16 protein-coding genes are annotated in these 17,108 nt (G+C 58.6%); 7 read left to right on the top strand and 9 right to left on the bottom strand.

Going from position 1 to position 17,108, the window contains the following annotated elements; genetic code table 11:
* The first annotated feature begins 122 nt into the window (after positions 1-122).
* Complete coding sequence (gene nth / locus H8S57_RS05955) at positions 123-770, top strand: endonuclease III (RefSeq protein WP_186907155.1); 648 nt, start codon at positions 123-125, stop codon at positions 768-770.
* A 61-nt stretch (positions 771-831) separates the two neighbouring features.
* Here nth and H8S57_RS05950 read toward each other — a convergent pair whose 3' ends face one another.
* Entirely contained in the window at positions 832-3,015 is a 2,184-nt protein-coding gene (locus H8S57_RS05950; RefSeq protein WP_186907154.1) for a transglutaminase-like domain-containing protein, read from the bottom strand.
* Positions 3,016-3,100: 85 nt separating this feature from the next.
* On the opposite strand from H8S57_RS05950, the gene H8S57_RS05945 reads away from it, so the two are divergent.
* From H8S57_RS05945 to H8S57_RS18015, 4 genes are all read left to right on the top strand, one after another.
* Complete coding sequence (locus tag H8S57_RS05945; protein ID WP_186907153.1) at positions 3,101-3,853, top strand: copper homeostasis protein CutC; 753 nt, start codon at positions 3,101-3,103, stop codon at positions 3,851-3,853.
* Positions 3,854-4,222: 369 nt separating this feature from the next.
* Complete coding sequence (alaS, locus tag H8S57_RS05940; protein WP_186907152.1) at positions 4,223-6,901, top strand: alanine--tRNA ligase; 2,679 nt, start codon at positions 4,223-4,225, stop codon at positions 6,899-6,901.
* A gap of 156 nt (positions 6,902-7,057) precedes the next feature.
* Positions 7,058-7,402, top strand: coding sequence for a histidine triad nucleotide-binding protein (locus tag H8S57_RS05935; protein ID WP_186907151.1), 345 nt, complete (start codon positions 7,058-7,060; stop codon positions 7,400-7,402).
* A 237-nt stretch (positions 7,403-7,639) separates the two neighbouring features.
* Positions 7,640-7,879 (top strand): IS66 family transposase, encoded by a 240-nt coding sequence (locus H8S57_RS18015; protein WP_186907150.1) that lies wholly within the window; start codon positions 7,640-7,642, stop codon positions 7,877-7,879.
* Positions 7,880-8,241: 362 nt separating this feature from the next.
* Here H8S57_RS18015 and H8S57_RS18010 read toward each other — a convergent pair whose 3' ends face one another.
* The 7 genes from H8S57_RS18010 to H8S57_RS05895 form a co-directional block, all read right to left on the bottom strand.
* Positions 8,242-8,469 carry a carbohydrate-binding module family 20 domain-containing protein gene (locus H8S57_RS18010; protein ID WP_369807600.1) on the bottom strand — a complete coding sequence of 76 codons (228 nt, stop codon included), beginning with the start codon at positions 8,467-8,469 and terminating at the stop codon, positions 8,242-8,244.
* Complete coding sequence (locus H8S57_RS17075; RefSeq protein ID WP_243204717.1) at positions 8,457-8,645, bottom strand: alpha-amylase family glycosyl hydrolase; 189 nt, start codon at positions 8,643-8,645, stop codon at positions 8,457-8,459. Before H8S57_RS17075 ends, H8S57_RS18010 begins: the two co-directional genes overlap by 13 nt.
* A gap of 1 nt (position 8,646) precedes the next feature.
* Positions 8,647-8,913 carry a hypothetical protein gene (locus tag H8S57_RS05915; RefSeq protein ID WP_186907208.1) on the bottom strand — a complete coding sequence of 89 codons (267 nt, stop codon included), beginning with the start codon at positions 8,911-8,913 and terminating at the stop codon, positions 8,647-8,649.
* Positions 8,914-9,005: 92 nt separating this feature from the next.
* Entirely contained in the window at positions 9,006-10,730 is a 1,725-nt protein-coding gene (locus tag H8S57_RS05910; protein ID WP_186907148.1) for a glycoside hydrolase family 13 protein, read from the bottom strand.
* Positions 10,731-10,762: 32 nt separating this feature from the next.
* Positions 10,763-11,617: a sugar ABC transporter permease gene (locus H8S57_RS05905; protein WP_207723714.1), complete on the bottom strand. Its 855-nt coding sequence runs from the start codon at positions 11,615-11,617 to the stop codon at positions 10,763-10,765.
* 3 nt (positions 11,618-11,620) lie between these two features.
* The gene (locus H8S57_RS05900) at positions 11,621-12,454 is read right to left on the bottom strand and encodes a carbohydrate ABC transporter permease (protein ID WP_243204716.1); all 834 of its coding nucleotides are present in this window, start codon (positions 12,452-12,454) and stop codon (positions 11,621-11,623) included.
* 111 nt (positions 12,455-12,565) lie between these two features.
* Positions 12,566-13,831, bottom strand: coding sequence for an extracellular solute-binding protein (locus H8S57_RS05895; protein WP_186907146.1), 1,266 nt, complete (start codon positions 13,829-13,831; stop codon positions 12,566-12,568).
* A 255-nt stretch (positions 13,832-14,086) separates the two neighbouring features.
* Between H8S57_RS05895 and H8S57_RS05890 the strand changes: the two genes are divergently transcribed.
* On the top strand, positions 14,087-15,118 hold the full coding sequence (locus H8S57_RS05890; RefSeq protein ID WP_186907145.1) for a LacI family DNA-binding transcriptional regulator: 1,032 nt from the start codon (positions 14,087-14,089) through the stop codon (positions 15,116-15,118).
* A 559-nt stretch (positions 15,119-15,677) separates the two neighbouring features.
* Positions 15,678-15,908, top strand: coding sequence for an IS66 family transposase (locus tag H8S57_RS05885; RefSeq protein ID WP_186907144.1), 231 nt, complete (start codon positions 15,678-15,680; stop codon positions 15,906-15,908).
* Between the two features lie 271 nt (positions 15,909-16,179).
* Here H8S57_RS05885 and argF read toward each other — a convergent pair whose 3' ends face one another.
* Positions 16,180-17,106, bottom strand: coding sequence for an ornithine carbamoyltransferase (gene argF, locus H8S57_RS05880; protein WP_186907143.1), 927 nt, complete (start codon positions 17,104-17,106; stop codon positions 16,180-16,182).
* Positions 17,107-17,108: the final 2 nt, after the last annotated feature.

Here is a 17,108-nt window from a genome sequence, read left to right as displayed (position 1 = left end):
ATGTTACGCGTTAGCTTAGTATATTATACAAAATACGCCTCTGAAATACAATTGTCACCATTCGAAAAACTCTCTCGTTTTTTTGCGGATTCTGTGCTATATTGTCCAATGAGGTGATCCGAATGAAAAAACAAGCGGATGTGCTACGCATCGTGGAAGCTTTGAAGGCGGCTTACCCCGACGCTCTGTGCTCTCTGGACTACCGCAAGGACTACGAGCTGCTCTTCTCCACCCGTCTGGCCGCCCAGTGTACCGACGAGCGGGTGAACCAGGTCACGCCCGCCCTCTTCGCCCGCTACCCTACCTTGGAAGACCTGGCCGGCGCCGACGTGTCCGAGGTGGAGGCGTACATCCACTCCACCGGCTTTTTCCGGGCCAAGGCGCGGGATATCGTGGCCGCCGCCCGGATGCTGGTGGAGCAGTACGGCGGCCGGGTACCCGCTACCATGGAAGAACTGCTCAGGCTGCCCGGCGTGGGGCGCAAGACCGCCAATCTGGTCCTGGGAGATATCCACAAGGCCCCCGGCGTGGTGGTGGCGGACACCCACTGTATCCGCATCTCCGGCCGCTTAGGCCTCACCGACGGCACCAAGGACCCCGCCAAGGTGGAAACACAGCTGCGCGCCATCCTGCCGCCGGAGGAATCCAACGACTTCTGCCACCGGCTGGTGCTTCACGGCCGGGCGGTGTGCATGGCCCGCAGACCGGACTGTCCGAACTGCACCCTTCGGCCCTGGTGCGACTTCTTTACGCAGTCCGAGGCGCCATAGCCCGTCCCAGACATCCAAGAGCAGAGGCGGCCCGGCGCAAAATGCGCCGGGCCGCCTCCGCTCAGCTCCCGCACAGGAGGGCCGCGATGCGGCGCAGCAGATCCCCCTCCCCCACCCGGTAGCCGCTGGCGGCGTAGGCCGCCCGTCCGTCCCGGGTGCATACCACCGTCAGCGGCGGACGCTCCGGGTCGCAGTCCAGGCAGCGGGCCAGGCTCTCCACCTGATCGTCCCAGTCCTCCGGGTACTCCAGCCGGGCCCCCGGCCAGCCCGCCAAAAGGGCGCGCAGCGTACGCTGACGCTCCGCCCCGCGCCTGCGCAGGAAAAACACCGGCTCCGCCGGCAGGGCGCGCAGCGCGGTCCCGGCTGCCGTGAGTTCGTTGAGCAGATGCTCGGTGGGCTCCGCCCCCTCCTCCAGCCAGAAGAGCAGCGCGCAGCGCCCCGCCCGGGGCCGCCCGTCCACCAGGGGCAGCGCCCGCGGGGCGATCAGGTCCGCCGTCTCGCAGCCGCGCAGGTACAGAGCGATCTCTTTTTCTTCCCCCGGCGCCAGTAAGAACGTCCGCCGGGCGGCAAACTGGTCCCCGGAGGGCAGGCGCAGGGCCGTCAGGATGCGATACCGCCCCGCGGGCAGCTGCGCGGGCAGGAACGCCCCCTGCCACTCCCCGTCGGAAAACAGCAGGTCCTGCCAGCCGTCTCCCGCCCAGCGGGAGAGCGACCAGTTCCGGTGGTACAGCGGCTCTTCGCCGGCCCGGCGCAGGAAGACGGCTTGTCCGGTCTGCTCCGCCCGGAAGGGCGTAAAGGCCCCCTCCCGCCATATCTCCACCACGCCGTCCCGCGGGCGCAGACGGGACGGCACGCCGCGCCCGCGCAGGCGGGCCACCGCGCCCACCGCTCCGGGCAGGGGCATCGACCAGTCGGTGAGCCGTTCCAGGGCGACCCGTGGATTGAGCAGCGCGCTGACGTAGACCTCCTGCGGAAACCGTCCGGCCCAGGGGGCCGCCCGGCGGAGATGATGCTCCAGCAGCTCCGCCGGGGCGTCCCGCAGGTCCTTGGCGGACAGCGCCCGCAGCAGGGCCTCCCGCAGGGGGTCGGCGTCCCGGGTCAGAAAGGCATGGATCTGTGCAAAGTTGCCCCGCGCCTCCCGCAGCAGGTCTTCACAGCCGGGACAGCGCCCGGCCTGCTCCGGGTCGTAGAAACCCGCCAGCCGTTTCTGCCGCAGCCGGTCGCCCCGGGCGCGGACCCGGGCGCGCGCCTGCTTCTGCGCCCCGGTCAGCGGGACGGGAGGGACGGGCGCTGGGGCGCGGAAGGTAAATTCCGTCCAGCCCTGCGCCGGGTCCTCCGGCGGGGCCAGCGCCAGAACGGCCCCGTCCTCCGACGCGCCGCGGCAGAGCGTTTCGGCATACCATCCGTCCCGGACGGCGGAGGCGTGCACGTCCCCGATCCCCAGCTCCACCTGTACGCGCCCGCCCGCATCCGCCTCCAGTTGGGCGATGGGGATCAGGCGGGACTCGTTCAGGATCTCCAGGGACACCTTCGCACCGGGCTGGGTGCGGAAGGTGTAGGTCTTCACCGGGGCGTAGCGGGCGGTCTGATTATGCCGCACCGCCTGCCCCTGCCGGTCCAGCGCCGGGCCGTGGAGCTTTGTGTCCTCCGCCGGGCCGAAGGTGCGGCTGTGCACCAGCATGGCCCGGGAGGCGGCGGTATTGAACCAGCCCCGGTCCAGCACCGGCTCCGGCTCGCAGGCGCCCAGAAAACGCCAGCGGCCATGGCACAGCACCTCTACCCAGGCGTGGTTGTCGTCGCAGTGGGACCAGCGGGGGGCGTACACCTGCCGGGCGGGCAGGCCCACGCTGCGCAGCGCGGCCACCAGAAAGGCCGATTCCTCCCCGCAGCGTCCGCTTCCGCAGCGGAACACGGTCAGCGGAGAGGCGGTCCGCCCGTCCTGTGCCTGGTAAGAAGCGTGCTCCTGGCACCAGCAGTTGACCTGCTGCACCGCCTCCTCCTCGTCCAGGCCCCTGACCCGCTCCCACAGCAGGGAATGGAACAGGGCGCGGTGGTCGGACAGATCCTCGTCATTGACCCGGGGACAGAGGACATATTGCTGATACGCCTCCTCGCTCAGCGCGGCGCACCAGGGCACGGTGCGCCGCAGGCGGGCGGCGTGCTGTGCCAACGCCTCCATCAGGGCGCGGGGATAGGCCGCCCAATCCTCCGGCAGGGCCGTCTGCAGGAAGGACAATTCATCCATGGTATCACTCCTTATATCCGTGCTATGATATCACAAAATACTGTGGTAGAATAGAGGAAACCTCAGACGATCCGGAGGGAAGTCTATGGACGAGATCAAGATCGAGATCTGCTGCGGCTCTGCGGGAGACGTCCTGGCAGCCGCCGGAGCCGGCGCCGACCGGGTGGAGCTGAATTCCGCCCTGTTCCTGGGCGGGCTGACCCCAAGCCTGGGCGCGCTGGAGCTGGCCCGGACGGCGCAGGTGGAGCTCATGGCCATGGTGCGCCCCCGGGAAGGCGGCTTCTGTTATACGCAGGAGGAATTCTGCACCATGCTGCTGGACGCCCGACGCCTGCTGGACGCGGGCGCGGACGGCATCGTCTTCGGCTTTCTTCATGAGGACGGCACGGTGGACGTGCGCCGCTGCCAGGCCATGCTGGAAGTGATCGGCACGCGGCAAAGCGTGTTCAGCCGCGCCATCGACGTGGTCCCGGACTGGAGGGCCGGGCTGGAGGCCCTGTGCGCGCTGGGCGTGACGCGGGTGCTCACCAGCGGGCAGGCCCCCACCGCCCCGGAGGGGGCGGACACCATACGCGCCATGCGGGAATACGCGGCCGGACGGATCGAGATCCTGCCCGGCTGCGGCGTGCGGCTGAACAACGCCGCCTGGCTGCTGGAGCGCACCGGCTGCCGTCAGCTCCATGCCTCCCTGAAGACCGCCCGGCTCGACCGCTCGGCCACGCATAATCCCTGCGTCCATTTCAGCGGCGGGGCCTGTCCGCCGGAGGAAGAATACCCCGCCACCGACGCCGGCGCCGTACGGCGTCTGGCCGCTCTGGCCGCTCTGGCCCGGGAGTGAGACTCTGTTTCGCCCCCTGCCGCCGCTCCGACCGGGCTTTGCGGGGCGCCGCATCCCCGCCGGGACTCCTCCGCAGGGGATTGACAAGCTGCGATTTTATGATAAAATAATTGAGGCTTTGACGAGAAGAGCTTGGTTTTGCAGCCCAAAGCGAGAGGGAGACGGTGGAAGCCCCTCGGCCACGCGAACCCTGCGGCCGCCTCCGAGCCGCCTGCGACGAGCAGGCCGTCCCATCCCCGTTATCGGATGCAATGAGGCGCGCCCGGCGATTGGGGCGCGAATCAGGGTGGTACCGCGGAGTAATCAATGCTTCGCCCCTGAACCGGGGGCGGAGCTTTATTTTTAGAAAAAGAGGAGTTTGATCTACCCATGCCCAAAAAATTCGGCCTGAACGAGCTGCGCGAGATGTTCCTTTCCTTTTTCGAGACCAAGGGCCATCTGCGCCTGCCCAGCTTTTCCCTCATTCCCCAGAACGACGCCTCCCTGCTGCTCATCAACTCCGGCATGGCGCCCATGAAGCCCTGGTTCACCGGGGAGCAGGAGCCTCCCCGCCGCCGCGTGACCACCTGCCAGAAGTGCATCCGCACCGGCGACATCGAGAACATCGGCCATACCGCCCGCCACGGCACCTATTTTGAGATGCTGGGCAACTTCTCCTTTGGGGATTATTTCAAGCGGGAGGCCATCCACTGGGCCTGGGAGTTTTTGACCAGCCCCGAGTGGGTGGGTCTGGAACCCGACCGGCTCTACCCTTCCGTCTTCGCCGGCAACGAGACCACCCCCGCCGACGACGAGGCCTTCCGCATCTGGAACGAGGAGATCGGCATACCCGCCCAGCGCATTTTCAAGTTCGGCAAGGAGGACAACTTCTGGGAGCACGGAAGCGGCCCCTGCGGCCCCTGTTCGGAGATCTACTACGACCGGGGCGAGCAGTGGGGCTGCGGCAGGCCCGGCTGCACCGTAGGCTGCGACTGCGACCGGTATATCGAGGTATGGAACGTGGTGTTCTCTCAGTTCAACAACGACGGGGAGTGCCACTACACCGAGCTTAAGCAGAAGAACATCGACACCGGCATGGGCCTGGAGCGGCTGGCCTGCGTATGCCAGGAGGTGGCCTCCCTCTTTGACGTGGACACGGTGATGAACATCACCAACAAGGTCAGTCAGATCACCCACGCCCATTATGGAGAGACCGCCGCCAAGGACGTGTCCCTGCGGGTCATCACCGACCACATCCGCTCCGCCACCTTCCTGATCTGCGACGGCGTGCTCCCCTCCAACGAGGGCCGGGGCTACGTGCTGCGCCGCCTGCTCCGGCGGGCCGCCCGCCACGGCAAGCTGCTGGGCGTCAACGAGCCCTTCCTGTACGAGGTGTGCGATACCGTCATCCAGGAGAACGAGGGCCACTACCCCGAGCTGCGGGAGCGGCAGGACTATATCACCAAGGTCATCCGCACCGAGGAAGAAAACTTTGCCCGCACCATCGACGGCGGCATGCGCATTTTCAGCGATCTGCTGGCGGGGCACAAGGAGAAGGGCGAAGGCGTCTTCTCCGGCGCCGACGCCTTCAAGCTGTACGACACCTACGGCTTCCCCATCGACCTGACCCGCGAGATGGTGGAGGAGCAGGGCATGACGGTGGACGAGGACGGCTTTCAGACGCTGATGCAGGAGCAGAAGGAACGGGCCCGCAAGGCCCGGGAGGCCCTGGGCGATCTGGGCTGGGCCGGCGTGGAGTTCGGCAAGGACGTGCCCGAGACCGAATTTGTAGGCTATGAACACTCCACATTCCCCGGAGCCAAGGTCGTGGCCCTGGCGGTGGAAAACGAACCGGCCGAAGAACTGATGCCCGGCGTGGAGGGCATCGTGGTCCTGGACAAGACCCCCTTCTACGCCGAGATGGGCGGCCAGGTGGCCGACCACGGGCAGATCGTCATTGCCGGCGACCGGGGCGTCTGCTTTGAAGTGACCGACGTGCAGAAGAACAAGGGCGGCAAGTATATGCACTACGGCAAGCTGGTGGAGGGCGTTTTGAAGGTCGGCGACGCCGTCCGCGCCCAGATCGACGGCCAGCGCCGCCGAGCCGTCATGCGCGCCCACTCCGCCACCCACCTGTTGGACAAGGCCCTGCGCACCGTGCTGGGCGACCACGTGCAGCAGGCCGGCAGCCTGGTGGAGCCCGACCGTCTGCGCTTCGACTTTACCCACTTCTCCGCCATGACGGCCGAGGAGCTTCAACAGGTGGAGGCCATGGTGAACGACGCGGTTTTGGAGGGCTATCCCATCCGTACGGACGTGCTTCCCATCGAAGCGGCCAGGCAGCGGGGCGCCATCGCCCTGTTCGGTGAGAAGTACGGCGATACGGTCCGGGTCGTCGACATGGGGGACGGCTATTCTGTGGAGTTCTGCGGAGGCACTCACCTGGACAACACGGCAAAGGTCGGGCCGTTCCACATTGAAAGCGAGTTCTCCGTGGCCAGCGGCGTCCGCCGGATCGAGGCCATCACCGGCCGGGCCACGCTGGAGTGCATGCGCGGCAATTGCTGTACGATCAACGCCGTGGCAGAGGCGCTGAAAGCCAAGCCTGCCGATATCGTTTCCAAGGCCATGCAGGAGATCCAGGAGATCCGCGAGCTGCGCCACATGGTGGACGCCTTCCGCGCCAAGGACGCCATGGGCGAAGCGGGGCGCTTCCTGATGGGCGCCAAGGACGTGGACGGCCTGAAGGTGCTCACCGCGACCCTCAACGATGCCGGCGCCGACCAGCTGCGCAAGATGGGCGATTTCCTGAAGGACAAGGATGCAAACGTGGTGGCCGTCCTGTCCAGCGTAACGGACGGGAAGATCACCTTCCTGGCCGTCTGCGGCAAGCAGGCCGTGGCCCGGGGCGTCAAGGCCGGGGAGATCATCCGCTCTGTTACCGCAGTCTGCGGCGGCAAGGGCGGCGGGAAGCCGGACTCCGCCATGGGCGGCGGTTCCGACGTGATGAAGCTGGACGATGCGCTGGCCACGGTGGACGATCTCGTCCACGCCAAGCTGGGACGGTAAGCCGCCCCTCGCCGCAGGTGCGGCGCGCAAGGGCTTGCCCCGGGCAAACCCTTGGTGCAGAGCGGATCCCTTCGCCCGAGCAGCGGTAATCAAAGGGTCCCCATCCCGGCCGGGCCGGGATGGGGACGCAGGTAATTTCAGAGAGGAGGTCTTATCGTGTCCGATTGTCTGTTCTGTAAGATCATTGCCGGGGAAATCCCCTCCAAGAAGGTGTATGAGGATGCGCTGTGCTATGCCTTCTATGACATCGACCCCCAGGCGCCCACCCACTTTCTGGTGGTGCCCAAAGCCCACATCCCGTCCGCCGCCCACATCAGCACGGAAAACGAGGCTGTGGTGGGCCACATCTTCTCCGTCATTGCCGCACTGGCCAAGGAGCTCGGCTTTGCGGAGCAGGGCTACCGGGTCGTTTCCAACATTGGAGAACAGGGGCAGCAGACCGTTCCCCACCTGCACTTTCACGTGCTGGCGGGCCGGGACATGACTTGGCCTCCGGGCTGATCCGATGCAATGCGGGGACGCGGGCATTCCGCGTCCCTTTTTTGTACAAAGAAACCAGCCGCGAGCCCATCCAAGCGGGTCGCGGCTGAAGAGGAGAAGCGGCAGGATTCTCCGGCGGCAGCCGGTGAGTGTTATTGCACCAGGCTGTTTCAACTGGAGCGGTCACTCATGGAGCTGACGCCGGAGGAACGGTACGGAAGGCGGCTGGAACGGGAGAAACCGGTTTAGGGCGCTCTGTTGGCGTGGGCAAATGCGGCCAGTGCCACAACGGCGCCCGAACCCGCCCTGGGGAAAGCGCTTCACTATCCGCCGGAGCAGTGGCCGTATCTGTTGCGCTGTCTGGAGGGCGGCAGGCCGGAACTGAGCAACAACCGTGCCGGGCGCAGCCTAAAGCCCTTTGTGACGGCCCGGAAGAATGGGCCCTTGCAACACGCCGGCCGGCGCCCGGTTCAGCGCTGTGATCTACAGCCTGATTGAGAGCGCAAAAGGAAACAATCCGGTTCCCTACCGCTGCCCGGCTTGGCGCCTGCACAACGCGCCTGTGCCGTGCCAGACGGATAAAGCATGGGCGCAGCCCTTCCTCCCCAAGAGCGCTCCCCAAGAATGCGGGATTCCCAAAACATAATTGACCGCCGTCTCAATACCTACACACTGAGATGGCGGCCTTTTTGCGCGCCGTGCGATTTGACGTTTACGAGCTGTCGTTTGAAGGAGTGGAAGAATAGGTAAAATATCTTCAGCAGTAGACGAGGCCCCAGGGCCCTCCCTGAGACCTCGTTATTTCACCTACACCAAATATTTGGTTGCTGTACTTCTCCGCGTATTTTATCGCAAGGTCGTCATTGCAGACCCGACACTGGATATGGGGCAGTGAAGGTGTTATTCGCTCCGCTCTGCCAAATGGTATCCGTGTTGGGTCCTTTCTTTAACGCTTCCCATTCGATCATCTGTTCGGCAGGAACATTGATGAAGACTGTCCATGCGGGGTAGCTCGGGTAGAGGGCGGGACCTTCGGCCATGTCTGTGCTCCAATTACCCAACTCAGCAACGCTCCCTACGATATAAATATTCGCCCCAAGAGGTCATGATACATATTTCCGCGGTTTTGTTCGGTCCCCTGGAATACGACGGGGACGCCGCGCACAGTAAACAAGAAGGTCAGCGCATTTTGAAGCTTCTCCACGTTGCCGCCGGCTTCCGTTAGGAAACGGTTCCGGGCGTGGTTGTCGAGGAAGACGACCATCTCATTGGCATTGTCGCCGTACAGAGGTAATCTCCTGGTAGCGGAGCGCCTCGCCTGTGGCATTATTGGTGGGATCGCCGTCATAAAAACGGTCCGTCATGATTTGGTAGATCCGTTCTCCCGGAAGAGTCAAGGCGTCATCTGTGGTGTTTGACAGGGCGGTCCCGTCTGCGTCAACAGCGAACGCTGGTACAGCCTGAGACCCGGCAGAAACGAGAACAGTGAGAAGCAGGAAAACTGATAATGCTTTTTTCTTCTGAGCCTTCATGATTTCACCCTCCTGCCCGCCTGATCGATCATACCTTGTCCCACCTTGAGATCGGCTGCTTCATGGGCGACACCTTCTTCTAGCTGATGGCATCACTGTGTCCAAACCGCATATCCAAAGGGAGCAAGCCGGCCCGCTTCAAAGCCATCCGACATCATCGGATCTGTCAGCGGATCCATATCCTCCAGTTTTGCAGTATGATTACGTGCGTTGAGGGCTATAGTCACGGTGTGCTCCTTTAGCTGACGCCTGTAGATATACAGCCCATCCTCGTCCATGAAGAGGGCCCTATACGAACCATAGATCAGAGCTTTGTTTTCGCGCCGCAGAGTCACCAATGTGCGGAAAAATTCACGTTCATCATGGAAGGGAGCATCCCATGGCATGGGGCCGCGAAGCGTTTCTTCGTGGTCACCGTCCATTCCAAGTTCATCCCCATAGAATACACAGGGCGTACCCGGTGCCGTGAAGAGAAATACCTCTGCCAACCGCAATCTGCGGATGTCTTTTTGGCAATAGGAGAAGAATCGGTTCACATCATGGCTGTCCAGCAGATTGAGCTGGCCCTGCAAAATACCTGTGGGATAGCGATAATTCATTTTGGTCACACGTGCGTTGAATTCGGTCGCATTGATGGCTTCTGTTCCAAAAAAGTCTCTGCAATTTTTCCTGAAATCATAGTTCATGGTGGAGTCGAACATATCGCCCTGTAGCCAGGTCTCGGAACTCTCCCAGATCTCACCGATCATGACGCTCTCCGGGTTTATCGCACGGCTCCTTTGCCTGAAGGCCCTCCAAAACGTGCGATCCACCTCGTTAGCCACATCGAGCCTCCAGCCGTCTACGCCATAGTCTCGAATCCAATGTTCGCAGACTTCCATGAAGTATTCCCGGACCTCTGGATTAGAAGTGTTGAGTTTGGGCATCTTCCTCTCGTACGCGAAAGAGCTATATGTAGGACGGATGCTCTCGTTTTCAGGGCGAATAACAGGAAACCGCAGGTCGTAAAACCAATCCTTGTATTTGGAACGTTCGCCATTGCGAGCGACATCGTCGAACGCGAAGAAGTACCAGCTGCAATGGTTGAAGACCCCGTCGATGATTACACGTATGCCGCGAGAATGGGCTTGGGAGACGAGTTCATGGAAATCCTCGTTGGTGCCCATGTTGGGGGAGACATTGAAGTAGTCCAGGACGTCATACTTGTGATATTCTCCCGCTGCGAATATCGGATTGATATAGAGACAGGTAAATCCCAGGTCTGCGATATAGTCTAAATTCGCAGTGATCCCTCTGATCGTCCCGCCCAGTTTGGATTTGAGGACCACATCGCTCCCCCACCCTGTTTCGGATGGAGTCCCCCGGATAAAGCGCCACTCCGAAGCGAAGCTATCCGGAAAGATATTGTAGACAACCGCCTGCTTGAGCCAGTCGGGGACTGTGCTGATCTCTTCTCTCCGCATGAATGGATACTGGTAGAATTCACTGCGTTCCTGCGGGAGAACTTTTGAGAGGATATCCGCAAACAGATAGAGCCTCTCATCGGAATCGCACAATTCAAAATAGTAGCATACCCGAGTATAGGGGCTATCGAATGTGATCTCATAATAGTCGAAGTCGAGATCTGTGGCGACCTTTTCCATTTCTAGAGATGAGAAAATGACGGGATCGCTGGGGCAGACCCTGTCGCCAAAGTGAAGTACACATCGCGTAAGGCCGTCTCTCGCAACGCGAATCCGAAGAGTAATACTGATCTCGCTATTGATAAATGCATATTGAGACAAAGGAATATGAAGTACAGCCTGACGATCGATCATAATGATTTCCTTTCATTCTGTATTGAGCTGATCTAGCCCTTCACACCTCCAGCGGTAAGTCCAGAAACCATGTACTTTTGAATTTTGAAGAAAATCAACAACAGGGGCGCCGAAGCCAAAACAGACGCTGCTGTGAACATGGGCCAACTCCGGCTGTAATCATTTGACTGCAGCTGATAAAGGCCGCCTGCCAAAGAATAGGAATCGCTGTCGAGCAAAAAGGTAGTTGCAAACAGATATTCGTTCCAGACTGTGATAAGGACCATGACACAGGTGACGGTGATCGCCGGCTTTGCCAAGGGCAGGACGATCCTTAGGATCATCTGCGTATTGTTGGCACCATCTATTTTTGACGCCTCCTCAATATCGACTGGGATGGTGTCAAAGTAGCCTTTCATGTTCCAGATAGCAAAAACACACATCGAACCGGCATAAATCATCATCAAACCGATATGAGAATTCAAGAGTCCGAGCGTCTTTAGCACGCGGAACAATGCGAACATAGACAACACCTGTGGGAATGCGTTTAGAACGAGAAGCGCCTTTAGTATCCCGCACCGGCCGGGAAACCGCCATCGAGATACCGCATAGGCGGCAGGCACGGCGCAGATCATCGAGATGGTGATCGTGCCAACGCTCAAAATCAGGGAGTTTTTCAACCACAAGAGAAATGGCTCATCCAGGAGGATGGCACGATAGTTTTCGAGCGTAGGGTTCTCTGGCAGGAAGGATAGACTCCCGGATAATGCGGCGCCTTGGCCGCTGAAGGAAACGGACAGCGTATAAAAAATGGGGATCAAAGTCACGAAGCACAGGATAATGAAGATAAAATTCAAAGTGACGAGTCTTATCTTCTCGCGGTGTTTCCTTTTGGATATCCTTCTCATGGCTCAATCCTCCTGCAGGCTGCGATTGGTCAGGAGCGAAAACAATATGATGACGATGAAAAGCAACATACTGACTGCGCCGGAAAGTCCATAGTTATTCGATACGAATGCGTTCTGATGGGCATACGTAATCACTGTATTGAGCGTCGCACCCGTCATATATCCGCGCTGCTGTGTCAGCAGATAGATGATATCGAACTGTTTGAATGTAATGAAGGTCGTCATGACTGCTGCGGGGGCGATGATCGGCTTGATACCTGGTATTGTGATATACCGGATCTTGCCCCAAAATCCGGCGCCGTCCAGGGTAGCGCTCTCATATAGCCCCCGGTCGATGCTTTGCAACGCTCCGTCAATGGTGGCGATCATAAAGGGAAGCGCCATCCACAGGTTCAAGGCCATACAGGAACAAAAGGCGATAACATTGTTGGAAAGAAAATCAACTTTCCCGAAGCCCATAAGTGTCAGCAGTTTGTTCAACACACCAAATTCTATGTTGAACATCCCAACCCGCCACAGAAGGATCGAGATATAGGCGGGAACTGCCCAAGGAACCATCAAGAGTGTCTTATAGACGCGCTTGAGCCGGAGTTTCGGTGTATTTAGCCCGAGCGCGATGAGGAATCCAACGCCAAGCTGGATGACCATGTTAAGAGCGGTCCACAAAACTGTGGTGAGCAATGCACTGAGAAAGACAGAATCGAATTTAAATAGCGCTCTAGCATAGTTGTCCAGCCCAATGACCTTATAGTCACTCCAATGGTACAGGCTCATATTGGTAACAGAGATATAGCCTGTATAAAGAATCGGGAACACGATCACGATAAAAATGATCAATAGCGCAGGCGTAAGGTAGAGCCACGCCTTCGTCTTGAATCTATGTCTCATCACAGCACCTCGCTAAGAAAAAGTGGGGACGACGTCTCCCGTCGTCCCCACAGGAAAAGACTATTGCATATCTGCAATTGCCTGCTCTGCGGCGGCTTGGGCATCTGCTGCAGCTTTTGCCACATCCTCACCATTCTTGTTGATCGCCACGAACATAGACTCAGCGGGCGACCACATCACGTTCATCTCAGGAATATTGGGCATCGGACGTGCGGTAGATGCTGTTTTTTGGATAGCCGCGATCATCTCGTTCGACGCGACCTGCTCATCCTCATAGGACTTGCTATTGGCTGGAGCACAGCCGGATTTGGTGGCAAGGGCGACGCCCACTTCGGGAGAGGCCATGGCAGTCAGAACTTTCGCGATGGCCTCTTTTTTATCGGGCAACGCGATCTTTAGGACGCCAGCGCCCTGGATGCCGGAAAAAGGAGCCATACCGTTTCCGTTCGGCAGCTTGATGTCAGCGAGAGAAACGATGCCATAATCAATGCCAGCGGCCTCAATGCCAGAAGTCAGCCACGGTCCCCCGATGATAGCAGCGGCTTTCCCCTCGTTGAACAGCGTGGTCACGGTGTTGTAGTCTCCGTCAGACTCAAGCGCGGCAAATTTCTTGTTGTATTCAGCCGCCTCGATGGTCTTCGGGTCATTCAGGCCTGGCATGCCGTCCTCACTGATCACATACCCGCCGAAACCGTTGATAAACGGGGAGACATTGTAGGCATTTGTGTGTTGGTTGACCACCGCGTAAGTACCTGCCGCTGTATCCGTGTGAGCTGCCATGTAGTCGTAGAGGTCCTCGGTCGTTGTGGGGATATCTCCCTCCCAGAGGTCTTTGTTGTAGATAAAGACCAGAGTTTCGAAGTAGACGGGGAGCAGATACTGGGTCTCGTCCAGCTGGCCAGCTTCGACCGTGAGCGAAAGCGCTTTGGCCAAAACGGAATCGGTATCGATCACATCTGTCAGAGGTGCCAAAATGTCCATCGCAACAAAAGTGCCGAGGACATCATGCGCGTAGAAATACATATCGGGACCGTTTGCCGGGTCGTTCCCATAGAGTTTGAGCTGGCTGGGCATATCGGTCTTTTTTTCAAAGGTGACCGTGATACCGTCTTCTTCCAGCTGAGAATTGACTTGGTCGGCAATGGTCTGCATGATGGCCTCATCGCCATCGTGCCAAATCTTGACTTCGACGGGGGCAGACCCGCCGACTGGCTGAGTCGCTGTGGGAGGGGTGTCGCCCGGCTCGTTTTGAGCAGTAGAGCTGCAGCCTGAAAAGAGTCCGATACATAGAGTGAGAGACAGCAAGAGCGCAATACCTTTTTTCATCTTTTAGTTCTCCTTTCAAATCAATTATATTTGATTGTTCTGGCTCAGCAAAGGAAAGCGTTTTACTATATATAAAGGCTAATCCATTAAATAATTTTTGCTTTTTAAATCAAAAACTTTGACAGCATAGCCGTTATGTTATATAATCTAACCAAAGAATAGCATTGTGCAGCTAGGGTGTCAATATTGAACTCTGTATCTTTTTGTACAAATTAGTAAATCGCTTTATCCTTTTGTGAAAGGCGGAACTGTTTTATGACGATTACCATAAAAGACATTGCAAAAGCAGCCGACGTGTCTACCGCCACCGTCAGTAAAGTAATCAACGGGAAGATGTATGTGTCTCCCGCAACCCGAGAGAACGTCTTGCGGATCATGAAAGAGTTGAACTATGTGCCTAACGCTTCAGCGGCGAATTTGGCACGGCGGTCCAACAAAACGATACTATATGCGGATAACTTCTATAAAGGGGCGCCCTATAAGAATCCGCATATGTTCGATATCATATGTGGGGTCAGTCACGAATTGAGCCGCAAAGGGTATCATCTGTCCTTGCTGAACCTGGATTCCTGTGGGAAACATCCAAAAGAGCTTTTTGAAGAAGCCATCTTGAGTCATAGTGCTGACGGGATCATATTGAGCGGAGTATTTGCTACACCACAAATAGAGCGGCTTATGTTGCGATACGACTTCCCTCAAATCTGTATCGGAAAGCCAGACTTTGATACGCTTCTATCCTGGATAGACATCAATAATATGCTGTCCGCAAATCTTGCCGTTGAGCACCTTTTTTCTTGTGGCAGCCGAAAAATAGCGTTTATGGGCGATCATGAAACAGATAAAATATTTATGGACCGTCTTCGCGGCTTCCGAGCCGCGATGGAAACCGTAGGTTTAGAAGTACGTGATGAATATATCGCCTACAACGATCCGGATATCAATGCGATCTATGAGGCCGCAACAAGGATATTAGAGTTATCTGATCCGCCCGATGGGATCATATGCACGAACGGCCTGATGGCAGTTGGTACGATACGAGCTATCGAGGTCAAGGGGCTATCGGTGCCAGAAGAAATCGAGCTCGTGGCATTTGATGATTACCCATATTCGCCGGCCGTGTCGGTCCCGCCTACCGTGATCGATATCGACCTGTTTAGCCTGGGTGTCCAGGCCGGGAATCTTTTGCTAAAAAGAGTGCGTGACCCAGCGATGCTGATACAAACCTATACCGCATTGCCCCGCATATTAGAGAGGGATACTACACGGACAAAGAGCAAGATTACTTGATGATAGGCCTCTCTCGCAACACACATATTCCATTTTCTTGCGCTCCTCCCTATTTTCTGATCCCTGCTCAATTTTTCCTCTAATAAAAAACATCCGAGGTCATTAATCCTCATATACGTGCAATCGGCAGATCCGTCGTTGATATAAATATCAAATTGCCCCCAAGGGGACAACGAACTCGCCTATCGGGCTTATAAACATAGGGCATTACCGCATCATTCAACGCGTGCGGATTGGCGCGAAAATTTGTGCCGCAAAAAGGCGCGAAACCGCAGGAATACTTTTTGTATTGCAAGGTTTTGCAACGCATTTGTGGGGCAAATTGGCCGCCAAGACGTGCGTGGGGAATTGTCCGGTGATACCCTAGCCAAAGGAATCCGAACCCATCCACGCAGTAAAAGGCGGCACATTTGATGCGCTACTGTTGCTTTCTACACCAAGTGGTCATGGCAAAACCGGGTATTGGGAAGCTGGTTTAACGCAAGTGAAGCATCAGGAGGAATTGCTTATCTTCATCCGTAAGTATCTTTTCGCCTGTACAGTTTAAGGGGGTACAAAAATGGGCGGGCCCCAGCCCACAACGGCGCCCGAACCCACCCTGGGGAAAGCGCTGCACTATCCGCCGGAGCAGTGGCCGTATCTGTTGCGCTGTCTGGAGGGCGGCAGGCCGGAACTGAGCAACAACCGTGCCGGGCGCAGCCTAAAGCCCTTTGTGACGGCCCGGAAGAATGGGCCCTTGCAACACGCCGGCCGGCGCCCGGTTCAGCGCTGTGATCTACAGCCTGATTGAGACCGCAAAAGGAAACAATCCGGTTCCCTACCGCTGCCCGGCTTGGCGCCTGCACAACGCGCCTGTGTCGTGCCAGACGGATAAAGCATGGGCGCAGCCCTTCCTCCCCAAGAGCGCTCCCCAAGAATGCGGGATTCCCAAAACATAATTGACCGCCGTCTCAATACCTACACACTGAGATGGCGGCCTTTTTGCGCGCCGTGCGATTTGACGTTTACACGGAAACGGCGCTCCCCTCCGCAAATCGGAGCGGGGCGCCGTCGTTTTGCTCTTACAGCGTTTTTTCACCGCCCATGAGCAGGTACATGACCGCCTTCTGAGCGTGGAGGCGGTTTTCCGCCTCGTCAAAGATCTCGCCCGCGTGCTGTTCGAAGACCTCCGCAGTGATCTCCTCCCCCCGGTGGGCGGGCAGGCAGTGCTGCACCATGGCGCCGGGATGCGCCAGCTCCATCAGAGCGTCGTTGACCTGGTAACCGGCGAACGCCAAAGCGCGCTTGGCCCGCTCCTCTTCCTGGCCCATGGAGGCCCATACGTCGGTGATGACCACGTCGGCATCCGCGGCGGCCTCCTCCGGTCTGCGGCAGAGCCGGAACGCCGCACCGGACGCACTTTGGGCAAAATCCAGCACCTTCGGATCCGGATCATAGCCCTCCGGACAGGCCACGCTCACGTCCATGCCGCACTTGAGACCGCCCACGATGAGGGAGTTGGCCATGTTGTTCCCATCCCCGATGAAGCAGAGCTTCAGGCCCTCCAGACGGGTCATGTGTTCCCGGATGGTCATCAGGTCCGCCAGCACCTGACAGGGGTGGGCAAAATCGGTCAGCCCGTTGATCACGGGGATGGAGGCATACCGGGCCAGCGTTTCCACTTCGTCCTGGCCGTAGGTGCGGATCATGATGCCGTCGCAGTACCGGGAGAGCACCCGGGCCGTATCCTCGATGGGCTCGCCCCGGCCGATCTGGCTTTCCTTGCCGGAGAGGAAAAGCGCGTGGCCGCCCAGCTGGTACATGCCGGTCTCAAAGGAGACGCGGGTGCGGGTGGAGTTCTTTTCAAAGATCATGGCCAGCGTCTTGCCCGCAAGGTAATTGTGCGTCAGGTTGTGCTTCTGGTTGTACTTCATCTGGTCGGCCACGTTGAGGATCTTGGTGATCTCCTCCCGGGACAGATCCAACAGCTTGAGCAGGTCCTTTTGCATGT

Origin of the sequence: Lawsonibacter hominis (assembly GCF_014287895.1) — a bacterium.
Taxonomy (GTDB): domain Bacteria; phylum Bacillota; class Clostridia; order Oscillospirales; family Oscillospiraceae; genus Lawsonibacter_A; species Lawsonibacter_A hominis.
This window is presented reverse-complemented; position numbering and strand designations above follow the sequence as displayed.

What these genes read in the sequence shown, in the direction of transcription:
- H8S57_RS05945 (WP_186907153.1), top strand. Translation starts at nt 3,101, where the DNA reads ATGGACGAGATCAAGATCGAGATCTGCTGCGGCTCTGCGGGAGACGTC.
- argF (WP_186907143.1), bottom strand. Translation starts at nt 17,106, where the DNA reads ATGCAAAAGGACCTGCTCAAGCTGTTGGATCTGTCCCGGGAGGAGATC.
- nth (WP_186907155.1), top strand. Translation starts at nt 123, where the DNA reads ATGAAAAAACAAGCGGATGTGCTACGCATCGTGGAAGCTTTGAAGGCG.
- H8S57_RS05890 (WP_186907145.1), top strand. Translation starts at nt 14,087, where the DNA reads ATGACGATTACCATAAAAGACATTGCAAAAGCAGCCGACGTGTCTACC.
- H8S57_RS17075 (WP_243204717.1), bottom strand. Translation starts at nt 8,645, where the DNA reads ATGGTCGTCTTCCTCGACAACCACGCCCGGAACCGTTTCCTAACGGAA.
- H8S57_RS05905 (WP_207723714.1), bottom strand. Translation starts at nt 11,617, where the DNA reads ATGAGAAGGATATCCAAAAGGAAACACCGCGAGAAGATAAGACTCGTC.
- H8S57_RS05885 (WP_186907144.1), top strand. Translation starts at nt 15,678, where the DNA reads ATGGGCGGGCCCCAGCCCACAACGGCGCCCGAACCCACCCTGGGGAAA.
- H8S57_RS05915 (WP_186907208.1), bottom strand. Translation starts at nt 8,913, where the DNA reads ATGAAGGCTCAGAAGAAAAAAGCATTATCAGTTTTCCTGCTTCTCACT.
- H8S57_RS05910 (WP_186907148.1), bottom strand. Translation starts at nt 10,730, where the DNA reads ATGATCGATCGTCAGGCTGTACTTCATATTCCTTTGTCTCAATATGCA.
- H8S57_RS05950 (WP_186907154.1), bottom strand. Translation starts at nt 3,015, where the DNA reads ATGGATGAATTGTCCTTCCTGCAGACGGCCCTGCCGGAGGATTGGGCG.
- alaS (WP_186907152.1), top strand. Translation starts at nt 4,223, where the DNA reads ATGCCCAAAAAATTCGGCCTGAACGAGCTGCGCGAGATGTTCCTTTCC.
- H8S57_RS05895 (WP_186907146.1), bottom strand. Translation starts at nt 13,831, where the DNA reads ATGAAAAAAGGTATTGCGCTCTTGCTGTCTCTCACTCTATGTATCGGA.